Genomic DNA, 26,876 nt, shown 5'->3' with positions numbered 1-26,876 from the left:
GTCACCTCCACCCCATCCGGCAGCGACACCTCCGCGAACAACTCATCCCCACGCCGCCACACCGCACGAACACCCTGAAACGCCGGCCCATACTCATAACCACGCTCCGCCAACGCCTCATAACCCCGCTCGACCCCCACCGCCACCGCACCCTCCGGCGGCCACACCCCCGCCCACCCCGCCACACCCACGACCGGACCCGACACGGAGCCGGCGTCGGCGGTAGAGGCGGCATCGGTGAGCACGCCGGACAGGTGGCGGGTCCAGCCCGTCTCGTGGTCGTCCTCCGGGCGCGAGTGGACCCGCACCGCACGAGCACCGGACGTGTCGGGCGGCTCGACGACGACCTGGACGGCGACCGCGCCCTTCCTGGGCAGCGTCAGCGGCGCCTCGAACATGAGCTCCTCGGCCAGTTCGCAGCCGACGCGGGCGCCGGCCTCCAGGACGAGGTCGGCCATGGCGGCGCCGGGCAGTACCACGGCCCCGGAGACCGCGTGGTCGGTGAGCCACGGCGTGGCGGCGACCGAGAGGCGGCCGGTCAGCACCGTGGGCCCGTCGCCGGCGAGGTCGACCGCCGCGCCGAGCAGCGGGTGGGCGGTCTCCTCCAGCCCCGCCTCGGAGACGGCGGCGGCGCGCGGGGGCGGCGCGAGCCAGAAGCGCTCACGTTCGAAGGCGTAGGTCGGCAGTGTGACGGCGCGCCCGCCGCGATACAGGGCGGGCCACTCGACCCCCGCACCGGCGGTCCAGGCCCGGGCCAGGCAGGCCACGAGCGCCTCGGCCTCGCCGCTGTCCCGCTGGTGGAGCGCGGCGACGACCGCGTCGCGGGTGACGCAGTCGTGCACCATCCCGGCGAGCACCGCCCGCGGGCCCACCTCGACGTAGACGGCGGCGCCCTCCTGTTCCAGCCGCTCGACCGCGGCGTGGAACATGACGGGCCGCCGGATCTGCTCCAGCCAGTACGCCGAGGTGGTCCAGTCGTCTTCCAGGACACCGGTGAGGCCGGTGACGGCGGCCGTCCGGGGCCGGTCGAAGGAGACCGCGTCCAGCTCCGCGGCGAAGCCGGACAGCATGGGCTCCATCAGCGGCGAGTGGAAGGCGTGGCTGACCGACAGCCGCCGGACACGCCGGCCCTGATCGCGCCACCGCGCGGCGGCATCCGTGCAGGCGTCCGCGGCGCCGGAGAGCACCACGGCGCGCGGTCCGTTCACGGCGGCGACGGCCACCTGGCCGCCCAGGCCCTCCAGGGCCGCCGCGGCCTCCTCGGCGGTCGCCTCAACCGCGATCATCGCGCCTGCCGTGGTGATCCCCTGCATGAGCCGGCCGCGTGCGGCGATGAGGCGGGCGGCGTCGGCGAGCGACCAGAGGCCGGCGACGTGGGCGGCGGCGAACTCGCCGACCGAGTGTCCCGCGACGGTCGTGGGGGTGAGCCCGAGCGACTCCAGCATCCGGTGGGCGGCCACCTCGAAGGCGAAAAGCGCGGGCTGGGTGTAGGCGGTCTCGTCCAGCAGGGCCGCCGCGGGGGTGCCGGGGGCGGCCCACATGACGGAGCGCAGCGGCCGGTCGAGGTGCGGGTCGAGCGCCGCCCACGCCTCCTCCAGGGCTGCGGCGAAGACCGGCGAGACCGCGGCGAGGTCGCGGCCCATCCCGGGCCGCTGCCCGCCCTGGCCGGTGAACAGGAAGGCCACGTGGGGCCGGTCGCCCGCCACGCCCTCGGCGGCCGCGGGGCCGTCGTCGGCGAAGGCGGCGAGCCCGGCCACGAGTTCCTCGCGGTCCCGGCCGAGGATGACCGCCCGGTGGCGGAACGCCGAACGGGTCGCCGCCAGGGAGTAGGCGACGTCGGCCGCCCCTGGGCCCTCTCCGGCGCTCTCTCCGGCTGTCGTGAACGCGTGCAGCCGCCGGGCCTGCCCGCGCAGCGCGCCGGGGGTGTGACCGCTGATCGGCCAGGCGAGCGGCCCGGCGTACGACTCGCGCACCGGTTCCGGCTCGAATTCCGGCTCGGGCTCGGGCTCCTCGATGACGACGTGGGCGTTGGTGCCGCTGATGCCGAACGACGAGATCCCGGCGCGGCGGGGCCCCGTCCCGCGCCGCCATTCAACGGCCTCGGTGAGCAGTTCGACCCGGCCCGCCGACCAGTCGACGTGGGGGGTGGGCTCGGCCACGTGCAACGTCGGCGGAAGCACGCCATGCTCCATCGCCTTGATCATCTTGATCACACCGGCCACCCCGGCCGCCGCCTGCGTATGCCCGATGTTCGACTTCACCGACCCCAACCACACCGGACGACCACCCACCCGATCAGACCCATACGTCGCCACCAACGCACGCGCCTCGATCGGATCCCCCAACGTCGTCCCCGTCCCATGCGCCTCCACCACATCCACATCCGCCGCACCCAACCGCGCATCCGCCAACGCCTGACGAATCACCCGCTCCTGCGCCGGACCACTCGGCGCCGTCATCCCATTACTCGCCCCGTCCTGATTGACCGCCGACCCCCGCACCACCGCCAACACCCGACGCCCATACCGCCGCGCATCCGACAACCGCTCCAAAACCAGCACACCCACCCCCTCCGACCACGCCGCACCATCCGCGGTCGAAGAAAACGACTTACACCGCCCATCCACCGACAACGCCCGCTGCCGGCAGAACTCGACGAAGGCGTCCGGGGACGCGAGCAGCGCGACGCCGCCCGCCAGCGCCAGCGTGCACTCCTCGTCACGCAGCGCACGTACGGCGAGGTGCAGCGCGACCAGCGACGACGAACACGCCGTGTCGATCGTCAGGGACGGGCCCTCCAGCCCGAGCGTGTACGACACCCGGCCGGACAGGACGCTCGGCGTGCTCGACGAGAGCAGGGTGCCCTCAAGGGCCGGGGGAACCGCGCCGTGCACGAAGCGCGACGAGTAGTCGTTGTACATGGATCCGGCGTATACGGCGGTGCGGCTGCCGCGCAGCGTGCCCGGATCGATCCCCGCCCGCTCCAACGACTCCCAGCACGACTCCAAAAACAACCGATGCTGCGGATCGGTCGCCAGAGCACTCCGCGGACTCATCCCGAAAAACGCCGCATCGAAATCACCCGCGTCATGCAGAAACCCACCATGCCGCGTATACGACTTCCCCACCGCATCCGGATCAGGGTCGAACAACCCCTCCACATCCCAACCCCGATCCACCGGAAACTCCGAAATGGCATCCCCACCCGACGCCACCAGATCCCACAAACCCTCCGGACTCGACACCCCACCCGGATAACGACACGCCATCCCCACCACCGCGATCGGCTCATGCCGCCGATCCCGATCCTCGGCCAGCTGCCTGCGGCTCTCCTTGAGCTCGACGGTGACCCGCTTCAGGTACGCGCGCAGCTCGTGCTCACTCGCCATGATCCGGCCCTTCCGACGTCGACCTCAGCGGCGACGTCATGATCCGGTTGTCGATCAACGCGAAGATTTCCTCGTCAGAGGCGGAGACGATCTCCGGGGTGGCGGCGCGCGGCCCGGCGGGCGCGGAGCCCGCGCCGGCGACGGCCGGATCGGCGCCGAGTCTGGTCAGCGTGTCCCGCAGGATGGTCACGAGCCTGCCGCGCACCCCGTCGTCCGCGTCGCCGGCGGCGCGGAGGATCGCCTCGGCCTCGTCGGCGACGGCGCGCAGCGCGTCCTCGGGAGAGGGCCGCTCGGGAGCCAGCGCGGTGTGCAGGTAGCCGGCCAGCGCGGTGACCGTGGGATGTTCGAACACCAGCGTCGCGGGCAGCCGCAGCCCGGAGTCCGCGGTGAGCCGGTTGCGTAGCTCGACCGACGTGAGCGAGTCGAACCCCAGCTCGTTGAAGGCCCGGTCGACGTCGATCCGTTCGGGGCTGTCGTGGGCGAGCACGCTCGCGACGTGCCCGCGCACCACGCCAACCAGGTGGGCCCGCGCCTCGGCCTCGTCGAGCGCCGCCATCCGGGCCGCCAGCCCGCCGATGTCGCCGGTGCCCGCGACCGCGCCGGATGTGTTCCCCTGTGTCCGTGCCGTTCGCGGTGCCGTAGGCGGCACGGCCGTACGCGCGGGTGTGGGCACCAGGCCGCGCAGCGGGGCGGGCAGCTCGCCCGCCTCCGCCCTGGCCCGCAGGCCGGCGCGGTCCCAGGCGGCCGCGACCAGCACCGGGCCGGGCGCCGCGAGCGCGGCGTCGAAGAGTTCGAGCGCCTTCTCCGCGGCGAGCGGGGCGACGCCCGCCCGGGCGAGCCGGGCGACGTCGGCGGGAGCGAGCGTCCCGCCCATGCCGGACGGCGCGTCCCAGAGGCCCCAGGCCACCGACACCGCGGGCAGACCCGACTCATGGCGGTCGAGGGCGAGGGCGTCCAGGAAGGCGTTCGCGGCCGCGTAGTTGCCCTGGCCCGAGGTGCCGATGAGCCCGGCGACCGAGGAGAACAGCACGAACGGTCCCACCGGCCGGTCACGGGTCAGCTCGTGGAGGTGCCAGGCCGCGTCGGCCTTGGCCGCGAGCACGGCGTCCACCTGCGCGCCCGACAGCCGCTCCACCACGGCGTCGTCGAGGACTCCGGCCGCGTGGACCACCCCGCCCAGGACGGGGATCGAGTCGAGCAGGGCGGCCAGCTCCGCCCGGTCGGAGACGTCGCAGGCCGCGACGCGCACCTGGACGCCCAGCGACTCGAGTTCCGCGGTCAGCTCAGCGGCGCCGGGCGCGGCCGGGCCGCGGCGCGAGGCCAGCACCAGCTCGCCCACGCCGTGCCGGGCCGCCAGGCGGCGGGCCACCAGCGCCCCGAGGCCGCCGGTCCCGCCGGTGACCAGAAACGCACCCGCCACAGCGCCAGACACAGAGCCGGAAGGGTCGGCGGGCTCGGCGGGGGTCCGCCGCTCGGCCAGCCGGGGTGCGGTGAGCCGTCCGCCGACGGCACGCAGTTGCGTCTCGCCCGACGCGACCGCCGCGGCGAGCGCCTCCCAGGAGGTGAAGCCGTCCGGCAGCTCCGCGAGCGCGAACCGCCCCGGCTGCTCGGACTGCGCGGAGCGCACCAGGCCCCACACCGCCGCGCTGGCCACATCTCCCGGCCGGGTCGCGAAGACCAGCCGGGCCGAGGCGAACCGCTCGTCGCCCAGCCACTCCTGGACGAGGTCGAGCGCCTGGCGGACGGCGTCGTGCGCCGCATACGGGAGATCGGCCGGGTCTCCGCCGCAGGGGGCGAGCACGAGGCGGGGGACCTCGCCCGCGCTGATCTCCGCCAGGGAGGCGAGGTCGTAGTAGCGGGGCGCGTCGAGCCCGGCGAGATCCGGTCCGGCGTCGAAACCGCCGTAGCCGACCACCGCCCACCGCTCCGCGCCGACCGGGGAGGGCGCCACCTCGGCCCACTCCAGGTCGTACGAGACGGGGGCGGCGCCCGCGCCCTTCGGCACGCGCCGCAGGGCGAGGGTCTCCACCTCGCCGAGCCAGGCCCCTGATCCGTCGAAGAGGGTGAGTGCGACGGCGTCACCGCCGCGCGCGGTCAGCCGGACCCGCAGGATCTCGGCGCCGCGAGCCGCGATCGTGACCCCGTTCCAGGCGAACGGCAGCAGGAGCGTGCCGGGGTCGTCGGCCGCGTCGAGCACGACCAGGTGCAGCGCGGCGTCCAGCAGCGCGGGGTGCACGGTGAAGCGGCCGGCGTCGCCGCGGACGGCCTCCGGCAGCGCCACCTCGGCCCACGCGTCGCCCGAACCGCCGTCCCGCCAGGCGGCGCGCAGCCCCTGGAAGGCCGGGCCGTAGCCGTAGCCGCGCTCGGCCAGCCGGTCGTAGAGGTCGCCGAGGTCGATCGGCTCCGCTCCGGGCGGCGGCCACTGAACCGATGCGCCGCGCACCGTGGAAGAACCGGTGGAAGAACCGGTGGGAGAACGGGTGGAAGAACCGGCGGCGGGGGCGGCGCCGAGAACGGCGGCCGCGTGCCGGGTCCAGGGCTCACCGGGGTCGCCGGCCGGGCGGGCGAAGACGGCCAGGCTCCGGCGGTCGTCCTCCCCCGGGCCGCCCACGGCGAGCTGGATCTCGGCCCCGCCCGTGTCGGGCAGGAAGAGCGGCGCCTCCAGCGTCAGCTCCTCGACCGCGACGCATCCGGCCGCCGCCGCGGCCTCCAGCGCGAGTTCGGCGAAGGCCGTTCCGGGCAGCAGCACCCGGCCGTCCACCGCGTGGTCGGCCAGCCAGGGCGCGGCCGTACGGGACAGCCGTCCGGACAGCAGCAGCCCGCCGTCGGCGGCCACCGGCACGGCGGGGCCGAGCAGCGGATGACGGGCATCCGACGGCCCGTCTCCCACGGGGTCGAGCCAGTAACGCGTCCCGTCGAAGGGGTACGTCGGCAGCGTGGCGTGGCTCGCGCGACCGGGGCCGAGCACGGCCGTCCAGTCCACGCCGGCGCCCCGCGTCCACGCCTGGCCGGCCGACAGCAGCAGGCGGCGGAGGCCGCCGTCGCCGCGCCGGAGGGTGCCGGTCGCGCCGCCCGGCACGCCCGCCGCCTCCAGGACGTCCTCGACGTGCCCAGCCAGCACCGGATGCGGGCTCACCTCGACGAAGACGGAGGTCCGCGCGGCCGCGGTCTCGACGGCCTGCCGGAACCGCACCGGATTGCGCAGGCCGGTGAACCAGTAGCCGGGCGTCAGTTCTCCGGCGTCGACGAACCGTCCCTCCAGCGAGGAGCAGAACTCGACGTCCGCGAGACGGGGGCGGATGCCGTCGAGAGCGGTCAGCAGTTCCTCGCGCAGCGCCTCGATGTGGGGCGTGTGCGCGGCGTAACCGATCGCCACCCGCCGCGGCTGGACGCCCGCGTCGCAGGCGGCGGCGAACTCGTCGAGGGCGTCGGCGTCCCCCGCGACCACGGAGCTGGCCGGGCCGGTGTCAACGGCGAGCCACAGCCGGCCGGCCCACGGCTCCAGCAGGGCCTGCGCCCGCTCGGCCGGGATCGACACCGCGACCATCCCGCCGATGTCGCCGAGCCGGGCCAGCGCGCGGGCCCGCAGCGCCACCACCCGGGCCGCGTCCTCCAGCGACAGCGCCCCGGCCACGCACGCGGCGGCGATCTCGCCCTGGGAGTGCCCGAGCACCGCCGCGGGCGCGACTCCCAGCGACCGCCACAGCTGGGCCAGGGAGACCATCACGGCGAACAGCGCCGGCTGGATGACCTCGGACCCGTCGAGGTCCGGAGCGACGCCGGCCCCGCGCAGCACATCGGTCACCGACCATCCGGTGTACGGGCGGAGCGCGGCGTCGCACCGTTCGATCGAGGCGCGGAAGACGGGACTCACCTCGAGCAGCCCGGCGGCCATCCCCGCCCACTGGGATCCCTGTCCCGGGAAGACGAACACGGGCCGGGCGTCCGGAGCCGCCACCCCGGTCGTGACGGCGGGGTGGGGGACGCCCTCGGCGACGGCGGCGAGCCCGGCGGCCAGTTCGGCGTGGTCCGCCGCGACCACCACGGCCCGGTGCGGGAACACGGCGCGCCGCGCCAGCGCCCGCCCGGCCGCGGCCAGAGCGGCCCTGACTCCGACCATGTCTCCGGCCTCGGCTCCGGCCAGGTCTCCGGCCGCTTCTCCGGGCACGCCTTCGGCCGCTTCTCCGGGCACGTCTTCGGTCTCGGCGGCGGGGCCCGCGATCTCCGCCGCGTGCCGGGCGAGCCGGGCTGCCTGGGCACGCAGCGCCGCGGCGCTCTTGGCCGAGAAAGCCCAGACGATCGGGGCTCCGTCGGCTGTGTCGCCTGTGTCCCCAATGCCGCCGGTGCCGCCGGTGCCGCCGTCCGGCGGCTCGATCTGGGGCGCGTTCTCCAGGATCACGTGGGCGTTGGTGCCGCTGATGCCGAACGAGGACACCCCCGCCCGCAGCGGCCGGTCGGCGGGGAGCCGCACCTCACGTGTCAGCAGCGCCGCCCCGCCTGACGCCCAGTCGACGTGCGGAGTGGGCTCGGCGACGTGCAGGGTCGGCGGCAGCGTACGCCGCCGCAGCGCCTCCACCATCTTGATCACGCCGCCCACCCCGGCGGCGGCCTGGGTGTGCCCGATGTTCGACTTGAGCGACCCCAGCCAGACCGGATCTCCGCCGTCGCGGGCCGCGCCGTACTCGGCGATGATCGAATCGGCCTCGATGGAGTCGCCGAGCCGGGTGCCGGTGCCGTGCGCCTCGATCGCGTCCACCTCGCCGGCCGTCAGCCGCGCGTCGGCGAGCGCGCGCCGGATGACCTCGCGCTGGGCCTGCCCGTTCGGAGCGGTGAGCCCGTTGCTCGCGCCGTCCTGGTTGATCGCCCCGCCCCGGATGACTCCGAGCACGTGGCGACCGTTGCGGCGGGCGTCGGAGAGCCGTTCCAGCAGCAGCATTCCGGCGCCCTCGGCCCAGCCGGTGCCGTCCGCGGCGGCGGAGAACGCCTTACACCGGCCGTCGGGGGCGAGGCCGCCCTGCCGGCTGAACTCCACGAACATGCCCGGCCGCGCCATGACGGTGACCCCGCCGGCCAGCGCGAGCGAGCACTCGCCGCGCCGGAGCGCCTGCGCGGCGAGGACGATCGAGACGAGCGATGACGAGCAGGCGGTGTCCGTGGTCATCGCGGGGCCGCGCAGCCCGAGCGTGTACGCGATCCGGCCGGAGGCCACGCTGAGCGCGGTGCCGGTCAGCAGGTGGCCCTCGACCGCTTCCGCGGGCCGGTCGAGCCGTGGGCCGTAGTCGGACGCCATCGCGCCGACGAAGACCCCGGTCGCCGAGCCGCGCAGCGAGGCCGGGTCGACGCCGGCCCGTTCGACGGCCTCCCAGCAGACCTCGAGCAGCACCCGTTGCTGCGGGTCCATCGCGAGCGCCTCGCGCGGGCTGATGCCGAAGAAGGCGGCGTCGAACCGGCCGGCGTCGCGCAGGAAGCCGCCCTGCCCGGTGTCGCTGGTGCCCGACCTGACGGGGCCGTCGGCGAACAGCGCGTCGAGGTCCCAGCCCCGGTCGGCGGGGAAGTCGCCGACCGCGTCGGCCGCCTCGGCCACCAGCCGCCACAGGTCCTCGGGGGAGGTCACCCCGCCGGGGTAGCGGCAGCCCATGCCGACGATCGCGATCGGGTCGCCGTCCGTACCTGACGGGCCGGACGGGCCGGCGACGGCCTGCTCGCCGGCGCCGGCGAGCAGCGCGTGCAGGTGGCCGGTCAGCCGGTCGGGCGTGGGGTGGTCGAACAGCAGCCCGGCGGGCAGGCGCAGCCCGGTCGCGGCGCGCAGCCGGTCACGCAGCTCCACCGCGGTCACGGAGTCGACGCCGAGATCCTTGAAGGTCCGGCCCGGCTCGATCGCCGTGGGGTCGGCGTGGCCGAGCACGCGAGCGGCGGCGGAAAGGACGAGCGCGCGCAGCTCCTCCCGCGAGGCAGCCGGGCCCGGGGGCGGCGAAACCGCCGGTTCCGCGCTCGTTTCCGGAGTGGCCGGCTCCCGGTCCGCCGTGGGACGCGGGGCGGCCGACGGCGCCGCCGAGCCGAACGTACGTCGCTGGAAGGGATAGGTGGGCAGGTCGGCGAGGCGGGCGCCGGGTTCGGTGCAGGGGCCGGACCAGTCGACGGGCGCGCCGCTCGCGAACGCCCGGGCGAGCGAGCGCAGGATCCGCTCCCGGCCGCCCTCACCTCGGCGCAGCGTGCCCACGACGGCCACGTCCGCGCCGTCTTCGTCGGCCGTCTCCTCCAGCCCGGCGACCAGCACGGGGTGAGGGCTGCACTCCACGAAGAGCCCGCAGCCGATTTCGAGCGCCGCCCGCACGGCCGGGGCGAACAGCACGGGGTGGCGCAGGCTGCGATACCAGTAGGCGGCGTCGAGCCCGGCGGTGTCCACGGGCTCGCCGGTGAGTGTGGAGACGAACGTCGTGGGCACGCTCACCGGGCGGATCGGGGCGAGGGCGGCGAGCACGTCGTCGCGGACCCGCTCCACCTCCGGGGAGTGGGAGGCGTAGTCGACCGGGACGAGCTTCGTCCGGTAGCCGTCCAGCCGGGCCGCCAGCTCGCCGAGGGCGTCGCGCGGCCCGGAGACCACGTAGGAGCGCGGGCCGTTGTACGCGGCCACGCCGGCCCGGTCGGGCAGTGCCCGTTCGAGGACGTCCAGGGGCGCGGCGACCGACATCATGCCGCCACCGCCGGTGATCGCGCCGATGGCGCGGCCGCGCAGCGCGACCACGCGGGCGGCGTCGGAGAGCGTCAGCGCCCCGGCGACGGTGGCGGCGGCGATCTCCCCCTGGGAGTGGCCGACAACGGCGTCAGGCTCGACGCCGTGCGCCCGCCACACCTCGGCGAGCGCCACCATGACCGCCCACAGCGCCGGCTGCACCACGTCGACCCGGTCGAGGCCCGGCGCCGCGGGCCGCTCGCGCAGCACGTCCATGAGGGCGAAGCCGGTGAACGGTTCGAGGGCCTGGGCGCACTCCTCCAGGCGCGCCGCGAAGACGGGCGACGACGCGAGCAGCTCGCCGGCCATCCCGGGCCACTGCGAACCCTGGCCGGGGAAGACGAAGGCGCGGCGCCCGCCGGTCGCGGCGCCTGTGACAAGGTCGTCGTGGGGGCGGCCGTCGGCGAGGGCGCGCAGCGCGTCCAGGCGCGTGCCGGGGTCGGGCCCGAGGACGACGGCGCGGCGCTCGAAGACCGCGCGGGTGCGCACGAGGCTCAGTGCGACGTCCGCCGGGGCCAGGTCCGCGGCGGCCGCCGCGAGGCGGCGCGCCTGCTCGCGCAGGGCCGGCTCCTCCCGCGCGGACAGCACCCAGGGCGCCACGTCGTGAGGGGCGGAGGTCTCTCGGGCGGCGGCGTCTGCGAAGGCTGTGTCTCGGACGGCTGGGCTCTGGGCGGCTGGGTTCTGTGCACCGCACGGCGCCGGGGGCTCGGCGAGGATGAGGTGGCAGTTGGTGCCGCCCATGCCGAACGCGCTGACGCCCGCGACGAGCGGCCGGGGTTCCTGCCCGTCGTCCCCCGGCCAGGCCCGCGTCTCCCGTACGACGCCGAGCCGCAGCTCCTCCAGCGGGATCTCCGGGGGCGGCGAGTCGAAGTGCAGGCTGGCGGGCAGTTCCCGGTGCTTCAGCGCGAGCACCACCTTGAGCAGACCGGCCGCGCCGGCCGCCCCCTCCAGGTGGCCGATGTTGGTCTTCACCGAGCCGACCAGCAGTGGGTCGTCCTGCGGACGTCCCGGGCCGTAGACGGCGCCGAGCGCCGCGGCCTCCACGGGATCGCCGGCCCGGGTGCCGGTGCCGTGCAGTTCGACGTATCGCACCTCGGCGGGCTCCACGCCCGCCCGCGCGCAGGCCAGGCGGATCACCTCCGCCTGGGCTGGGCCGCTGGGCACGGTCAGGCCCTCGCCGCCGCCGTCGTTGTTGACGGCGCCGCCGAGGATCACGGCGTGCACGACGTCCCCGTCCGCGAGGGCCGCCGTCAGCGGCTTCAGCACGACCAGGGCGCCGCCCTCGCCGCGTACGTAGCCGTTGGCGCGGGCGTCGAAGACGTGGCAGCGGCCGTCGGGCGACAGCGCGCCGAGCCCGGCGATCGCGTCGGTGGTATCGCCGAGCAGGTTGAGGTTCACCCCGCCGGCCAGCGCGACCGCGCTCTCGCCGCGGCGCAGGCTCTCGCAGGCCATCTCCACCGCCACGAGCGACGACGACTGGCCGGTGTCGAGGACGAGGCTGGGGCCGCGCAGCCCGAGGAAGTACGAGACCCGGTTGGCGATCATCGCGCGGTTGGCGCCGACGTAGGCGTGCCGGGCGGTCCCGGCGCCGCGCCGGTCCTGCAGGGCGGCGTGGTCGTTGGAGATCGCGCCGAGGAACACCCCGGCGGCGCTGCCGCGCAGGTGGGCGGGGGCGACGCGGGCGCTCTCCAGCGCCTCCCAGGCGAGCTCCAGCACCAGGCGCTGATGCGGGTCCATCGCCGCGGCCTCGTTGGGCGAGATGCCGAAGAAGGCCGCGTCGAAGCCGTTCACGTCCGCGAGGAAGCCGCCGCGGCGGTGCCCGGTGGCACCGGCCCAGCGGTCCTCGGGCACGTCGGTCACCGCGTCGGCGCCGCCGCGCAGCAGCCGCCAGAACGCGGCGGGATCGTCGGCCTGAGGGAGCCGGCAGGCCATGCCGACGACGGCGACCGCCCCGGGCCTCTCCCTCCCGGGCCCCTGAAGAGACTCTCCAACCATCAATGCGCCCACCTCAAGCCGGATTCGCGGAACGACGGTGAAGAAATTCGCTATTTCACGTCATTCGCGACTCTAATGACGACGGCCGATCCGGCACATGGAGGCGGGCTGGCACATTGTTACCGCCGCTATTTACCAGTGCCGCCTTCTTGACCCGGACGCGCGCGGACGCGGTGAATTGGCGGGACCGAGAAAAAGCCGCGAAGGGAATGACCATGCCGGTCGAGGCGCCGCTCAGCAACGGACAGCTGTTCAGTTGGCGCGACATCGAGCGGTATCCGGAGGACTGGCTGCACGAGGCGAATCTCCCGGCGACGTGGGACCTGCGCGGCCTGACGACGGAGCAGGCGACGGGCGCGCTGCGGCGGCTCATGGACCGGCACGAGGCGCTGCGCACCACCTACCACGTACGCGACGGGATCCCCTTCCAGCGGATCCACGACGACGCCGAACCGCCGATCGCGCTGGTCGACCGGATCGTCACCGACCCGACCGAGCACGAACGGACCAAGGCGGAGCAGGCGGCGGTGCCGTTCCCGATGGCCGGCGACCTCAACTGGCGGGGACTGCTGGTGAGCTCCCGAGGCGCCCCGATGTACCTGAGTCTCGTCTTCTCCCACCTGATCGTGGACCTGTGGTCCATCCAGCATCTGGAAGACCAGTTCAAGGCGCTGGTGGCCGACCCGCGGGCGACGGCCCCGCTCGGGCCGGCCCCCCGGGCGCTGGCCCGGGCGCAGCGCGCGGAGTCGTGGCGGCCCCGGCAGGAGCAGTCCGAGCGCTACTTCAGGGACGTCATGAGCGCCGGCCTCATGGACCGGCTGCCCACGCTTCCGTCGCGAGCCAGGCGCAACCGGCTTGAGCTCACGCTGCGCTCGCGCCGCCTGGGCGGGCTGGCGTCGCAGGCCGCGCGGCAGCACGGCGTCACCGCCCCCGCCGTCGTGATGGCGTTCGTCGCCGCGGGGCTCGCCCGCCATCTGGGCACCGCCGACGTCACGATGAGCCTGATGTCCTCCAACCGGTTCGCCCAGGAGGACCAGCACGTCATCGGCACGATGAACCAGCTCGTCCCGTTCGTCACCACGGTGGGCGAGGGGGCGACGCTCGCCGAGCACGTCCGGCGGCTGCACTGGGCCGGGGCCAAGTCCTACCGCTACTCCTGCTACGACTTCGACCGCGTCGCCGCACTGGCCGCCGAGCACACCGCCGGAGCCGGGCGGCGCCCGGACCACGACTGCTGGATGAACCACCTGTTCCGCGCGTGGTTCAACTACATCCAGATGGACCGGCGCCCGTCCGACCCCGCCGACCAGAGCCCCGCCGAACTGGTCTGGACACCCCTCGCCCAGCAGTACGGCCAGGCGTTCCGGGTGCGGGTCGCGGTGGAGAACGGGCAGACCAACCTGCACATGCTGGCCGATCCCGACGTCCTGCCCGCCGCCGCGATGACGGACATCTTCCGCACGCTGGCGCTGGGCGTGCAGCTCGCGGTGACCGACCCCGGCCGCCGCGTCGCCGATCTGTGGCGCGGCGCGGCCGACCTGCCGCCCTCGCTGTTTCCCCGCGAGATCCCCGAGCCGGTCGCGCGGGTCGCCGCCGCCGGTGCGGCCTGATCCCCGTCGCGCGCCGACGTCCCAGAGACGCCCTCCGCTTCCGCCCCCGTCAGGAGACGAGTCGTGGCACGCACGCTCTACCAGTGGTTCGCCGACTCCGCGGCGCGCTTCGGCGACGAGCCGGCCCTGGAGGTCGGCGGCGACGCCCTCACCTACGCCGAGCTGGACGCGTGCGCCGCGCGCCTGGCGTCCGCCATCGCCCGCGCCTGCGGCGGCCCGCCGCGGCGGGTCGCCCTGTACGCGTCCCGCGACGTCCTCGCGTACGCCGGTTACCTGGCCGTGCAGCGGCTCGGCGCGGCCGCGGTGCCGCTGAACCCCGCGATGCCCGACGCGCGCAACCGGGCCGTCGCCGAGGCGGCCAGGCCCGACATCGTCGTCGCGGGGACGGGCGGGCCGGTGCCGTCCGGGCTGTGCGCCCCCGTGCTGCGCGTGGACCCTGTGCTGCGGGCCGACCCCGTGCTGCTCGACCCCGTGCCGCACGGTTCCGGCGACGCCTCCGGCGGTCCGGGGCCGGTGGCGGCGGACCCCGACGACCTGGCGTACGTGCTGTTCACATCGGGCTCCACGGGTGTGCCCAAGGGCGTGCCGCTGCGGCATCGCGGCGTCGACGCGTACCTGTCGCACGTGATCCCGCGCTACGAGCTGGGCCCCGGCTGCCGGGTCTCGCAGACCTTCGACCTCACCTTCGACCTGTCCGTCTTCGACATGTTCGCCGCCTGGGGCAGCGGCGCCGCCCTGGTCGTCCCGCGCGGCTACGACCTGCTCAAACCGGTGTCGTTCGTGGCCCGCGAGCGGCTCACGCACTGGTTCTCCGTGCCGTCGGTGATCTCGATGGCCACGCGCCTGCGGCGGCTCACGCCGGGGTCGATGCCCTCGCTGCGCTGGAGCCTGTTCTGCGGTGAGCCGCTGACGCTGCGGCAGGCCGAGGCGTGGCGGAGGGCCGCGCCCGCCGCCGTGCTGGAGAACCTGTACGGGCCGACCGAGATGACCATCTCGTGCACCCAGTATCGGCTGCCCGAGGATCCGGCCGCCTGGCCGGCCACGCCCAACGGCACCGTCCCGATCGGCCTGCCGTACCCCGGGGTGGAGCACGTCGTGCTGGACGGCGACGGCGAGCCGGCCGAGGAGGGCGAGCTCTGCCTGCGGGGGCCGCAGCGCTTCCCCGGCTACACCGATCCCCGGGACAACGAGGGGCGGTTCGCCGGGGATCCCGGCCTGTCCCCCGATCCGGCCATCGGCGCGGGGCCCGCGGTCCCGCCGGAGCTGTGGTACCGGACCGGAGACCGGGTGGCCTGGCGCGACGGGGTCCTGGTGCATCTGGGCCGGCTCGACCAGCAGGTCAAGATCTCCGGGCACCGGGTCGAGCTGGGCGAGGTCGAGGCCGTGCTGCGCGGCCTGCCGGGGGTGGAGGAGGCGGTCGTGCTCGCGCTGCCGGGTGAGGACGGGGAGCCGGAGCTGCGGGCCGCCTGCACCGGTTCTTGCCTGGACGGGGTGACGCTGGCCAAGGGGGTGGCGGAGGTGCTGCCCGGTTACATGGTGCCGCGTACGGTCACCTCACTGGAGCGGCTGCCCCTCAACGCCAACGGCAAGATCGACCGGCGTGCCGTCGCCACCGCGCTGACCGGCTGAGGCGCCGGGGCCGGCGGACGACTCGCGGGCCAGGTCGGCGAGCCGTTTGAACCCGTCGCCGGGCTCGCCACCGGCGTCCACCGGCAGGTCGAACCCGGAGAACCCGTCGAGCCCGGCGAATCCGCCGGGCTCCGCGAATGGGGCGAAACCAGTGGACCCGGTGGGCCCAGTGGAACCATCGAACCCGGCGAACCCGGTGAACTCCGTGGTCTCCGTGAACTCCGTGAACTCCGTGAACTCCGTGAACTCCGTGAACTCCGTGAACTCCGTGAACACGGACAGGGCCCGCCACAGGGACCCGACGGTGGCGAACGTCTCCTCGTTGAACAGCTCGTCCGGCAGCGCGACGCCGTAGACGCCCTCGAGGTCGGCCAGCAACCGCACCACGCCCATGGAGTCGAGGCCCAGGCCGGCCAGATCGTCGTCGTCGGCCAGCTCCCCCGCGTCCGCGTACGGCAGATGCTTGCGGAGAATGCTCTGGAAGTGGTCCGGAATTTCTGACATCGTGGCACGCCCATCTGACCGAGGAATCCACTCCGTCCAGCATCCGGGAATGCCCGGAATCGGGTCAAGGCGAATAACTGGCAGCTATTCGCGGGTCCAACCTGCCAGCGGAACGCTGTTGTTATCGCGGGGCCGAGGGCGAACCCTTAATCGTATTCACGTGTAATTCGCCGGCGTGGAGGCCGAAGTGCCCGCTGTGAAGTCCGCGAACCTCTGCTGGGGTCAGCGCTACATGTGGCTGAGGGTCCACCGGCTCCCTCCCCGGCAGCAGCACGAGACGCACGTCGTGATGCGTTTCGCGATTCCCGAGGGCCTGACCCTCGCCGGGTGCCGCGCCCTGCTGACCCACTTCGTCCGCAGGCACGAGGCGTTGCGGACCACCTATCACGTGGAGGGCCCCGAGCAGCGGGTGCATCCGCCGGGTCCCTTCGCCGCCGTGGTCGCCACGACCGAGCGGGACGGCACCCCGGCGCCCGCCGAGGTGATCGACCGTCTGCGGACCGAGCCGTTCGACCTCGCGCACGAGTGGCCGATGCGGGCCTGCCTCATCACCCGGGGCGGCGCGCCCAGGCAGGTCGTGCTGGTCTTCAACCACCTCGCCGTCGACGTCTGGACGCTCGGCGAGTTCGAACGGGAGCTGGGAGCGCAGGCGACCGGCCTCGCCACCCGCCGCCCGGTGACGCCGCCCCCGGTGCGCCACCAGCCGGCCGACCTCGCCCGCTACGAGACGTCCGCCGACGCGGCCGTCACGGCGGCGGGCGCCCTGGCGTACTGGCGGGACGAGATCGCGCGGCTGCCGGCCGACCCGTTCGCCACCCGCCGCGCGCCCGCGCCCCCCATGGGGCCGGAACCGGGGCCGGAACCGGAGCCCGCCGGAGCGGCCGCGCCCCGGCCCCCGGCCGCCACGCACGCCACGCTGATCTCGCCGGCCCTGCTCGCCGCCGGGCGGCGGGTCGCGGCCCGCCACGGGGTGTGGCCGTCGCTGGTGCACATGACCGCCTACACCGCGATGACGGCGGCCTACACCGGCGAGGAGACGGTCAGCCATCTGGTGTTCGTCGGCAACCGCGAGTCCCACCCTTTCACCGACGTGCTGACCTGCATGTTCTCGCCCGTTCCGGTACGGGTGGACTGCTCGGGCGACCCGCCGTTCGGCGAGCTGCTGCGGCGGGCCGCCGCAGCGCTCGACCGGGCCAGGGCCCACGCGTACCTGCCGTACGACGAACTGGTCGAGCTGCTGTCACGGGAGGGCTCCCGCCGCGGCCGGGCAGTGCGGCTGGGGTCCGAGGTCAACTTCATCAAGCAGTCGGGCGAGGCGTACGGCGGCGGGCGCACGGCGCTCACGTGGCACCCGGCGCCCGAGGCGTGGGCCCACTACGGCGGCGACGCCTACCTGCGCGTGGACGAGTGGCCCGACGCGGTCGCGCTGTCGCTGCAGGCGTCCGCCGCGGTGCTGGACGCGGCGGCCGTCGAAGGGTTTCTGCGCGGGCACGAGGCCCTGGTGCTCGCCTGCGACGATTCCGCGGCCGAGCCGCGCGTCAGCGACGCCGCCGCGCTGGCCGCGTTCGCCCCCCGCGATTCCGGCGGACCGGCCACCCCGTCCGGGCGGGGTGACCGGAGCGACTGGACCGACCGGGACGGCGCCACCGCCGGGCCGGCCCTCACCGCCCTGACCGAGGCGGTGTGCCGGGCCAACGGCCTGGCCGCCGCCGATCCCTCGGGCAGCTACGTCCTCGCCGGGGGCCGCGTCCTGCGGATCCCGGGCGTGCTCGCCGACCTCGCCGCGCGCGGCTGGTCGGGGCTGTCCCTCGGCGACCTCGCCGGCCCCGCGCCGCTCGGCGCGCTCGCCGGCCGGCTCGTCTCACCATCGGCACTCATGCGACTCGGAGTGAAGTCATCATGAACCGCACACTCAGTGGAAGGGTGACCAGCGGTCACCGGCTCGTGTCCTCCGAGCGTGAGCTCCGTGAGGTGATCCGGCGGGAGCTTCCCGCCGGCGAGCTGGACGGCCTGGTCGTCATGGGCGGCCACTTCATGCTGTTCGAGGAGGAGTCGTCGGGACGGCTCGTCCCCGGCGTCATCGAGGAGCAGCGCGACGAGGTCATGCGCCGCCGCATCGAGGGCCGCGTCGGCGTCTTCCCCGGCTACACCTGGGACCTGTCGATCGATCTGGCCCGCTCCTACACGGCGGCCGGCGTCGACGCCCGGCTGCTCCTGCTGATCAACGACTGGCAGTACGTCCCCTCGGCCGGGCGGTCGGCGAGCGAGCTGCGCGCCGAGTTCTTCGCCGGCCTCACCGCGCTGCCTCCCTCCTACGAGGAGGCGCTGCGCGCCGCCGGCCTGCCGACCGACGTCGTCCTGCCGAGCCGCAAGCACCCGCTGGCGTTCCCGGAGACGTGGCTGAAGTATCGCTTCCAGAAGGCGGCCGACCGCTTCGTGAAGCAGGGGCTGCTGGAACGGCGCTACCTCGACGGCGCGCGGCACGACACCGAGGTGGCCTTCCTCGACGGCGACGGCAACTACCGCACGCTGATCAGCTGCGGCGTCACCGGCTGCGCCGGGGAGATCACCGAGATGATCTCGGAGGTGCACCGGGCCGGTCACCGGTCGATCCTGATCTTCGCGCCGGGCGAGTGCCTGCAGCCGGTCAGGACCGGCGTGGACATCGCGCTGAACCTCTACGAGCTGTCCGGCATGCGGATCGTCATCGCCGATCCCGGCGGCAGCGGCGAGATGTCCGCGGACGAAATCTACGGCAAGCTCGTGAACGTCTGCACCTTCCGGAGCTGACCACCATGAAGATCATCTACTTGGACGGCTGCGCCACCACGGCGGTCGACGACGAGGTGCTCGACGCCATGCTGCCGTACCTGCGGGAGGACTTCGGGAACCCGTCCTCGCCGCACGTCCTGGGCAAGCGGGCCCGGCGCGCGGTGGACGCCGCCGCCGCCTCGGTGGCCGCGCTGGTCGGGGCGGATCCGGAGACGATCGTCTTCACCTCGGGGGCCACCGAGAGCAACAACATCGCGCTGCTCGGCGCCTTCGCCCACGACGACCGCGCCCCCGTCAACGGGGTGTTCTGCCCGATCGACCACAAATCCTCGCTCGCGGTCGGCCGCGCGCTCGCCGGACGCGGTGTCGACGTCAGGACCGTGCCCATACGGCCCGACGGCCGGGTGGACCTCACCGGTCTCGCAGGCCTGCTCGACCTGCACACCCGGGTCGCGACGGTCGCCTGGGTCAACAGCGAGATCGGCGCCGTGCAGCCGATCGCGGAGGCGGCGGCCCTGTGTCACGAGGCCGGGGCGCTGCTGCATGTGGACGCGGCACAGGCCGCCGGCCGCATCCCGATCGACGTGCGCGCGGCGGAGATCGACACGTTGTCCGTCTCCGGGCACAAGATCCACGGCCCCAAGGGCGTCGGCGCCCTCTACGTGCGGCCCGAGATCCGCCACCGGCTGCGGCCGATCATGTTCGGCGGCGGCCAGTACGCGCTGCGCAGCGGCACGGTCCCGACCCATCTCGTGGTCGGCCTCGGCGCCGCCTGCGAGCTGGCGCTGCGGCGGCGGAACGACGACTGGAGCCGGGTCCGCCGGCTGCGCGCCACCGCGCTCGACATGCTGACGACCGGGATCGAGGGCGCGCGGGTGAACGGCGACCCGCATGGGGGCGTGCCCCACGTGCTCAACGTCGTGCTGCCCGGCGTGCGCGGCGAGAGCCTGGTCTCCAGCCTCCACGGGGTGGCGCTGTCCACCGGCTCGGCGTGCAACTCCGACTCCCAGGAGCCGTCGTACGTGCTGACCGCGATCGGGGTGAGCCCGGAGGACGCCAACAGTTCGATCCGGATCTGCCTCGACCCCCGGATGCCGCACGAGGATCTGGTGCGCGGGATCGAGCTGGTCGTCGAACGGGCGCGCGGCCTGACCGGTGCCGCGGCGGCACGCTGAGCGCCCCCCTGCGCTCGGCGCGGCCGCGCCGGCTACGCGCTGGGCAGGAACCGCCGCGCCGCCTGGACCCCGGCCTGGAACCTGCTCGTCGCGTCCAGGTCGCGCATGAGAGTCCCGATGTGCCGGCGGCAGCTGCGCACGGACATGCCGAGCTTGCGGGCGACCACCTCGTCGGTGTAGCCCTTGGCCATCAGCGCGGCGATCGCCTGCTGCAGGTCGTCGGCCACGTCGGCGTAGCCGAACCCGACGCCCTCCAGCGGGGTCGCCGTCTCCCACATGTGGTTGAACATGTCGAGGAAGAACTGGGCGATGCCCTGGTTGTGCACCCGCGCCACGCTCACCTCCTCCTCGTTCATACCGAACATGACCACCAGCGAGCGGTCGAAGACCAGGGCCGACCGCGGGATGTGGCTGAGCGTGTAGATCACCGCGCCCGCGTCGGTCAGGCGCTTGAGCCGCATCCGGGTCGCCACGTCGCCCCGGTTGCGGTGCTGGCAGATGATGCGGACGGCCACCCCTCTCGCGAGCAACGCGAGGAACGGCTCCACCAGGTCGTCGGCTCCGCCGGAGCCCGTCTGGAGCACGAGGACCTCTTCGCGGCAGGCGTCGCCGGCCGTCTTGAGGAACCCGCGGACCTCCATCGCGCCGACCAGGTAGTCGACCGCCGCTCCGGGCGCGGCCGTGACCGCCCCGGTCCAGTCGGGCTGGAACACTCCCACCCGCTCACGGATCTGGTCGATCAGCTCGCGCCGCAGGTAGATCTCCCGCTCCACCGAGGAGACCAGCGAGGCGGCGGCGAGCTGCGGGTCGACCGGCTCGAACCGGCGGCCCACGTCGTCGGCCACCCGCAGGAGCCGGATCTCCAGCAGGTGCTCCACCGCACGCGCCACTCCTGCAACCTCGACGCCGAGGTCGGCGGCCGCCTGCTCGATCCCGTCGATCGCGCCCCTCCGGGAGGCGTACCTGTACACGTCCGTCACGTAGTCACCGCCGGCGGCGAAACTGCCCGCGGACATCGTCGTCATTGTCATGGACTTACCCCCTTGCTATCGGTGATGCCTTCTTCCCTTTCAGGAGGCGGCCCGGGTGGTGCGGCCGAACACCACGAGGGCGCCGCCCAGCACCAGGACGGCCATCCCGGTGAGCACGGCGAGCTGCGGCAGCACGGCGGCGACACCGGCGCCGGGCCGCTCCAGCGCGAGCAGCGCGTCCATTCCCCAGGCGTGCGGGAACAGGTGACCGGCGGCGTTGATGATCGCCCCGGACGACTCGCGCGGCCACAGGCAGCCGCCGAGCATGCCGAGCACGACGCCGATCGGCGGCCCGATGGCGGGAGCCTGGTCGGGCGAGCGCAGCAGCGCTCCGACGAGGACCGCGGCGCCCGTCGCCACCAGCGAGAACGCCGCCACCACCGCGGCCACCGCCGCCGGATCGCCCCAGGTGACGCCGAACGCCACCGCGGAGATCACGATGATCAGCGCCGCCTGGGCGGCCGCCACGAGGAAGCGGGTCAGCACCTCGCCGAGCAGCACCGACCGCCGCCGCACCGGGGCGGTCAGGGCGCGCTGCAGGATGCCGATGCGGCGGCTCTCGACGAGGGCGGACGCGACCGCCATCGAGTTGATGAAGGTGAAGAGCAGCAGGTTGGCCGGGGCGGTGTAGGCGAACCCCCGCGGGTCGCCGGTGGCCGCCGTCGTGGCGGTGACCGCCACCCGGCCCGACTCCGCCTGCGCCCGCCGGACCAGCTCGGCCGCCCGCGTGGGAGAGGCCCCGGCGGCGGTCGCGGCGCGGGTGGCCTCGAGCACGGCCGCCACGCGGTTGACGGCCGCGTCGACCGCGCTGCGGGCCGCCATGCCGCTGCCGTTCATCTGCGTCATGATCAGGCGGACCCGGGAAGAGCCCGGCGTGACCACCACGCCTGCGGCCAGCGAACCCTCCCGCACACCGGACCGCAGCTCCGCCTCCCCGCCCATCCGGGTGACGGTCAGGTCGGGCCGCCGTTCCAGCTCGTCCACGACGGCGGCGGAGACGGGATCGGTGCCGGCGGCCACCACGCCGAGGGGCAGCCGGGACGATCCCGACGTGCCGCCGCCGAGCGCCATCCCGATGAAGACGATGGAGACGAACGGCATGATCACCATGAAGAACAGCCCGACCCGGTCGCGGGAAAGACGGCGCAGGTTCGCGGCGACCAGCGCGAGCACCGGCCGCGGCCGCCCCCGCGGCGGGACCGGTGACGAGGCCGGTGACGAGGGCGGGGACGGCGTCATCGGAGCAGTCCTTTCCTGAGGCCCCACACGGCCAGCCCGCCGGTGACCCCGGCGATCAGGCAGAGCGCCCCGATCGGCCCGGCGACGGCGGCCATGCCGTCGGCCCAGCCCATCCAGCCCGCCCGGTCCGCCCCGGCCAGCTCGGTCAGCGCCGTGGACGTCCAGGCGTTGGGGGTGAGCCGGGCCACCTCGCGCAGCGGCCCGGGAAGGGAGAAGAGCGGCACGAGGCTGCCGCCGAGGAACGCCATCACGAACGAGACCATCATCAAGGTCCCGTCGGCCTGGGCGTCGGTCCTGACCCGGCTCGTCACCAGCATGGTGATCGCGGTGGCCGCCAGGACGTGCGCGGCCAGCACGGCGAACACCGCCGGAGGGGAGCCCCAGGTCGTGCCGAAGATGAGCGTGGACGCGGCCCAGTTGAGGCAGGCGCCGGTCAGGGCCAGCGCGAACCCGACGGCCGCCTTGCCCGCCACGGGCACCCAGGCCGGCACGGGAGCCGCCCTGATCCGGTCGAGGGTGCCGTGCCTGCGCTCGGTGAGCAGCCCGCGCATCGACGCGCCGACCACGAAGAAGGCGAAGAGCGCGGCCATTCCCGCGCCGTAGTAGACGGACAGGTCGATCTTGCCGCCGGTGAGCGGGTCGTCGCCGAGCTCCAGCGCGGGCCCGGCGGCGCCGTTGCGCTCCACCAGGTCCTTGACGTCGTCGCCGGACACCCCGGCGAGCAGCGCGGCCCGCACGGCGAGCGTCCGGGCGTCGACCAGCGCCGAGATCCGGTCCACGATCGCCCGCGCCACGACCCCGGCCAGGGGCGACTCCGGCGAGGTGAGCACCCCGATCCTGCCCCCCTCCCCGGCCCCGACGCTCGTGCTGAACCCGGCGGGGAAGACGATCGCCGAGCCGATCGCCCCCGAGTCGAGCTCCCGCCGCGCCTGGTCCTGGCCGGGCAGGTCGCGCAGCGTCACGACGCCCCGCAGCTCCTTCGCCGACAGCAGTTCATGCCGCACCCCCGCAGGGAACTGGCCGCCGTCGAGGTCGACCATCCCGATGGTGGCCCGCAGCGGCGGATCGTCGCCGCCGAGGGCGAAGCCGAACAGCGTGGCCAGTGTGATGGGCACGGCCACCGCGATGACGACGGCGGTGCCGTCCCGCAGGCGGGCGCGCAGCTCCAGCGCGCTCACCGTCAGCAGGGCACGCCACGCCGCCGTCCACCCGCCGCGCCGCCTGCCACGCCAACCGGCGCGCCGCCCGGCCGGCGGCTCGTCGCCCAGGGCCGCGTGCTCCCCCGCCGGCGGCCCGGCGCCCACCGCGGCTCTCACCCCGGCTCCCACCCTGGCTCCCACCGTGTCTCCCATCGTCAGTCCCGCAGGCTGCTGCCGGTCAGGTGCAGGAAGGTCGCCTCGAGGTCGGGCTCGACGACCTGGGTGGCGGTGACGGTCGCGCCGCCCTCGACCGCCGTGATCAGCGCGGGCAGCAGGTAGCGGCCGCCCTCCGCGATCAGCCGTACGGAGGAGGGGCCGGTCCGCACCGCCTCGATCACGCCCTCGACCGCGCGCAGCCTGGCGAACGCCGCGTCGACCTCGCCGTCGAGCACGAGCTCGACGGTGTCGGCCGCGCCGACCAGCGAGATCAGCTCCTGGTGGGTGCCGTCGGCGATGATGCGGCCGTGGTCGATGATCGCCGCACGGTCGCAGACCCGCTCGATCTCCTCCATGTAGTGCGAGGTGTAGAGCAGCGCCATGCCGTCCGCGACCAGACGCTCCACCCCGTCGAGGATGGCCTTGCGGCTGTGCGGGTCGACGCCGACGGTCGGCTCGTCGAGGATCAGCACTTCGGGCCGGTGCAGGAGCGCGGCCCCGATGTTGATGCGGCGCTTCATGCCGCCGGAGTAGGTGCCGAGTTTGGCGTCCGCCCGGTCGGCGAGGCCGACCAGGCCGAGCACCTCCGCGATCCGCCCGGTCAGCTCGCGCCGGGGCAGGCCGTAGAGGCGTCCGAAGAAACGCAGGTTCTCGCGGCCGGTCAGCTCGGGATAGAGGGCGATCTCCTGGGGGACGTAGCCGATGCGCGCCTTGGCCGTGATCGGGTCGGCGGCGAGGTCGGTCCCGCCCACTCGTACGGTGCCCGTGTCCGGCCGGACCAGGCCGACCAGCATCGAGATCGTGGTGGTCTTGCCCGCGCCGTTCGGGCCCAGCAGGCCGTACGCCTGTCCCGGCGCGACGCTGAAGCCCACGTCGTCGACGGCGACGACGTCGCCGTACCTCTTGCTCAGCCCGGCGCAGGCGAGCGCGGGCACGGCCCCGGCCGTCTCGGCGTCCGTCCGGGTCCCCGTCGCCTCCGGCGCGTGGGTCGCGGCGCTCACCGCCGCCACCCCGTCGCCGCGCCGTCAGGCGGGCCGTCGGGCGGGTCGAGCAGCTCAGCCGGCTCGCCCTTGCCCGCCCGGTTGCCCGCGAAGACCTGCCGGGCGAGGTCGGCGCCGAGCTGGAAGTCGAGCGGGGTGTTACCGGCGATCCGGTTCCACAGCACGTGGTTGCCGAGCGCGTCGTCGCCGCCCCAGTCCTTGGAGGAGCCCATGACGAATCCGGCCCCCATGACCGAGGCGCCGGAGGGATGGTTGTCGTGGATGTCGTTGTCCACCAAGGTCACCCCGTGGGTCCCGATCAGCGCCAGGCCGACGCCGGAGATCGGCGGCCCGGCCGCGCCGAGCCCGCCGGGCTCCGCCCCGGCGGCCAGGCCGTTGCCGTAGAGGTCGTTGCCGGCGACCAGGCAGTCGCGGACTCCGCCCTCCGGTTCGCCCTCGTAGACCTGGTTGAGCAGCATGACGCCGATCGCGTTGCCGTGGCAGGCGTTGCGCGCCACCCGGACGCCGGAGGAGTTGTCGACGAAGATCCCGAAGGCGTTGGCGGACGACGCGTTGTGCTCCACGACCGAGTCGGAGGAGGGGCAGAAACTGAGCGCGATCCCGCCGTACTGGCTGCCGGAGGCGCGGCAGCCCACCACCCGGCAACGGGTGGACTCGCGCAGGTAGACGCCCCAGACCGCGTTGTCCACCGCGGTCACGTCCACCACCTCGACCCCGGCGGCCGAGTGGGCGTACACGCCCGCGCCGGAGAAGCCGCGCACGGTCAGCCCCTCGATCCGCACCCCGGCCACGGCCGGCCCGTGCACGGTGACCCCGCTGACCACGTCCGCCTCCGCGTCGTGCAGCCGGGGCACGTCGGCCGCCGCGCCGCCGCCGGGCACGAGCACGGTCCGCTCGGGGCCCGCGCCGGCCAGCGTGACGCCGCCGTGCCTGATCCACACGCTCTCGGCGTACGTGCCCTCCGCGAGCAGGATCCGGGCCCCCGGCCCCGCGGCGTCCACCGCCGCCTGGATCGACTCGCCGGGCGGCACCCGTGTCTCCTCGCTCATCGAGCGGCTCCTTCCCGGTCCCGTACGGGGTCGTCGCGGCCGGGTCCGGCCGCGCGGTAGATGATCGCCAGGGACACGACCAGCCCGTCGCCGCGTCCCCACCGGGCCGCGCCCGCCACGTCCGGCATGTCCGGCACGTCCGGCATGTCTGGCACACGCGCGCCGGACGCCGGGCGCAGCCGCGCGCCGGCGGCCCGCCCGCAGGCGCCGCGCACCGCGTAGCCTGCGGCGCCGGTCAGCTGCAGTCCCGTGGCCGCCGCGAGGTCCTCGGCCGCCTCGTCGAGCAGCCGGGCGGCCCAGCTCTCCGGCCGTTCCGCCACCGCCTCGAAGTCGTGCCAGGCAAAACCGGGGGGCCGGCCCCCCACGGCCTTGATCAGGCTCTCCTTCACAGAGAACGCGGCGCTGCCAGAGCCCGGGCCGCGCTCGGCCGGGCCGGTGACGACGCGGCCGAAGGTCTCCCCGCCCCTGGACACCGCCCGGTCGAGCCGGTCGGCCGCCACGATGTCCACACCCATCAGCACGGGTCCCACCAGCCCGGGTCCCATCGGCACGGGAGGCCCGCTCATGCCGGCACTCCGGCGCAGCGGCCGAGGAACGCCTCCAGGGCTCCGGTGTACTCGTCGGCGCACTCGACCATCGGGATGTGACCGCTGTCCTCGACGACACGCACCTCGTTGCCCGGGTAGTCGGCGAGCACCTCCAGCCACGGATCGAGCGGGGTCATCCGGTCGTGCCGTCCCCACACGTACATGGCGGGACAGGTGACCCGGTCGAGCGCCGGTCTGACCCGGTACGCGCGGGTGGCCTTGAGGCTCCTGGCCATGCTGACCATCGCCTCGGGACGGCGCAGCATCGTGCCGACCTCCTCCATCCGCTCGGCGGAGAAGAGGCTCCGCCCGCCGTGGAAGAGGGCCGCCACCATCCGTTCGCCGAACTCGTCGCCGAACGGCCGCACGCTGCCACGGCGGTCGAAGCTGAGGCCGACGTCGGGGTCGGCGGTCAGGCCGGGGGCGCCGCTGACCACGATGCCGCGGACCCGGTCGGGCCGGCGGCCCGCGAGGTCGATCGCGACCAGGCCGCCCAGCGAGTTGGCGCAGACGACGACGTCGTCCACCCCCGCGGCGTCGCAGGCCCGCAGCAGCGCGTCGCCCAGCCGCTCGATCGAGCCGGCCACCTGGCGGGGCAGCGCGCAGATCGCCTCGTTGGTACGCAGCACCGGCCAGCCCGCCCGCCCCAGCCGGGCGAACGGATGGTCCCAGATCCAGCCACCGGCGAACAGGGCGGACATGAAGGCCACGGCCGGCCTGCCGCTGTCGCCGGGCCGGTTCTCGGCGGTGAAGTCCATCATCGACGCTCCAGTCGGTCGGCTTCGGCACGGCCCGGCGGCCGGGCCG

At 74.7% G+C, this 26,876-nt stretch carries 15 protein-coding genes; 5 read left to right on the top strand and 10 right to left on the bottom strand.

Going from position 1 to position 26,876, the window contains the following annotated elements; genetic code table 11:
• Positions 1-3,389, bottom strand: a 3,389-nt coding sequence (locus JOL79_RS29565) for a type I polyketide synthase (RefSeq protein ID WP_210159192.1), incomplete at its 3' end; no start/stop codon positions are given.
• Positions 3,379-12,117 (bottom strand): type I polyketide synthase, encoded by an 8,739-nt coding sequence (locus JOL79_RS29560; RefSeq protein ID WP_210159191.1) that lies wholly within the window; start codon positions 12,115-12,117, stop codon positions 3,379-3,381. The genes JOL79_RS29565 and JOL79_RS29560, both read right to left, overlap by 11 nt.
• 215 nt (positions 12,118-12,332) lie before the next feature.
• On the opposite strand from JOL79_RS29560, the gene JOL79_RS29555 reads away from it, so the two are divergent.
• Both JOL79_RS29555 and JOL79_RS29550 read left to right on the top strand, forming a co-directional pair.
• Positions 12,333-13,727 carry a condensation domain-containing protein gene (locus JOL79_RS29555; RefSeq protein WP_210159190.1) on the top strand — a complete coding sequence of 465 codons (1,395 nt, stop codon included), beginning with the start codon at positions 12,333-12,335 and terminating at the stop codon, positions 13,725-13,727.
• Positions 13,728-13,790: 63 nt separating this feature from the next.
• Positions 13,791-15,356 (top strand): amino acid adenylation domain-containing protein, encoded by a 1,566-nt coding sequence (locus JOL79_RS29550; RefSeq protein ID WP_210159189.1) that lies wholly within the window; start codon positions 13,791-13,793, stop codon positions 15,354-15,356.
• Here JOL79_RS29550 and JOL79_RS29545 read toward each other — a convergent pair.
• Entirely contained in the window at positions 15,282-15,860 is a 579-nt protein-coding gene (locus JOL79_RS29545; protein ID WP_210159188.1) for a phosphopantetheine-binding protein, read from the bottom strand. The genes JOL79_RS29550 and JOL79_RS29545 overlap by 75 nt on opposite strands.
• Before the next feature lie 187 nt (positions 15,861-16,047).
• Here JOL79_RS29545 and JOL79_RS29540 point away from each other — a divergent pair, with 187 nt between their 5' ends.
• The 3 genes from JOL79_RS29540 to JOL79_RS29530 are packed head-to-tail and all read left to right on the top strand — an operon-like array spanning position 16,048 to position 19,807.
• Positions 16,048-17,763 (top strand): condensation domain-containing protein, encoded by a 1,716-nt coding sequence (locus JOL79_RS29540; RefSeq protein WP_210159187.1) that lies wholly within the window; start codon positions 16,048-16,050, stop codon positions 17,761-17,763.
• Positions 17,760-18,650 (top strand): hypothetical protein, encoded by an 891-nt coding sequence (locus JOL79_RS29535; RefSeq protein ID WP_210159186.1) that lies wholly within the window; start codon positions 17,760-17,762, stop codon positions 18,648-18,650. The genes JOL79_RS29540 and JOL79_RS29535 overlap by 4 nt, the downstream gene beginning before the upstream one ends.
• 5 nt (positions 18,651-18,655) lie before the next feature.
• Entirely contained in the window at positions 18,656-19,807 is a 1,152-nt protein-coding gene (locus tag JOL79_RS29530) for a cysteine desulfurase family protein (RefSeq protein WP_210159185.1), read from the top strand.
• 32 nt (positions 19,808-19,839) lie between these two features.
• On the opposite strand, the gene JOL79_RS29525 is transcribed toward JOL79_RS29530, so the two are convergent.
• The 7 genes from JOL79_RS29525 to JOL79_RS29495 are packed head-to-tail and all read right to left on the bottom strand — an operon-like array spanning position 19,840 to position 26,830.
• Positions 19,840-20,838 (bottom strand): hypothetical protein, encoded by a 999-nt coding sequence (locus tag JOL79_RS29525; protein WP_210159184.1) that lies wholly within the window; start codon positions 20,836-20,838, stop codon positions 19,840-19,842.
• Positions 20,839-20,877: 39 nt separating this feature from the next.
• Entirely contained in the window at positions 20,878-22,077 is a 1,200-nt protein-coding gene (locus JOL79_RS29520) for an ABC transporter permease (RefSeq protein WP_210159183.1), read from the bottom strand.
• Positions 22,074-23,393, bottom strand: a complete 1,320-nt coding sequence (locus JOL79_RS29515; protein WP_307848804.1) for an ABC transporter permease — start codon at positions 23,391-23,393, stop codon at positions 22,074-22,076. Before JOL79_RS29515 ends, JOL79_RS29520 begins: the two co-directional genes overlap by 4 nt.
• Before the next feature lie 38 nt (positions 23,394-23,431).
• Entirely contained in the window at positions 23,432-24,433 is a 1,002-nt protein-coding gene (locus tag JOL79_RS29510; protein ID WP_307848803.1) for an ABC transporter ATP-binding protein, read from the bottom strand.
• The gene (locus JOL79_RS29505; RefSeq protein WP_210159182.1) at positions 24,430-25,482 is read right to left on the bottom strand and encodes a right-handed parallel beta-helix repeat-containing protein; all 1,053 of its coding nucleotides are present in this window, start codon (positions 25,480-25,482) and stop codon (positions 24,430-24,432) included. The genes JOL79_RS29510 and JOL79_RS29505 overlap by 4 nt, the downstream gene beginning before the upstream one ends.
• Positions 25,479-26,048 (bottom strand): holo-ACP synthase, encoded by a 570-nt coding sequence (locus JOL79_RS29500; protein ID WP_210159181.1) that lies wholly within the window; start codon positions 26,046-26,048, stop codon positions 25,479-25,481. The genes JOL79_RS29505 and JOL79_RS29500 overlap by 4 nt, the downstream gene beginning before the upstream one ends.
• Positions 26,045-26,830, bottom strand: coding sequence for an alpha/beta fold hydrolase (locus tag JOL79_RS29495; protein WP_210159180.1), 786 nt, complete (start codon positions 26,828-26,830; stop codon positions 26,045-26,047). Before JOL79_RS29495 ends, JOL79_RS29500 begins: the two co-directional genes overlap by 4 nt.
• Positions 26,831-26,876: the final 46 nt, after the last annotated feature.

This window comes from Microbispora oryzae (genome assembly GCF_017896165.1).
Lineage (GTDB): Bacteria > Actinomycetota > Actinomycetes > Streptosporangiales > Streptosporangiaceae > Microbispora > Microbispora oryzae.
Note: the sequence above shows the minus strand (reverse complement) of the source record. Positions and strands in the feature narration are given on the sequence as shown.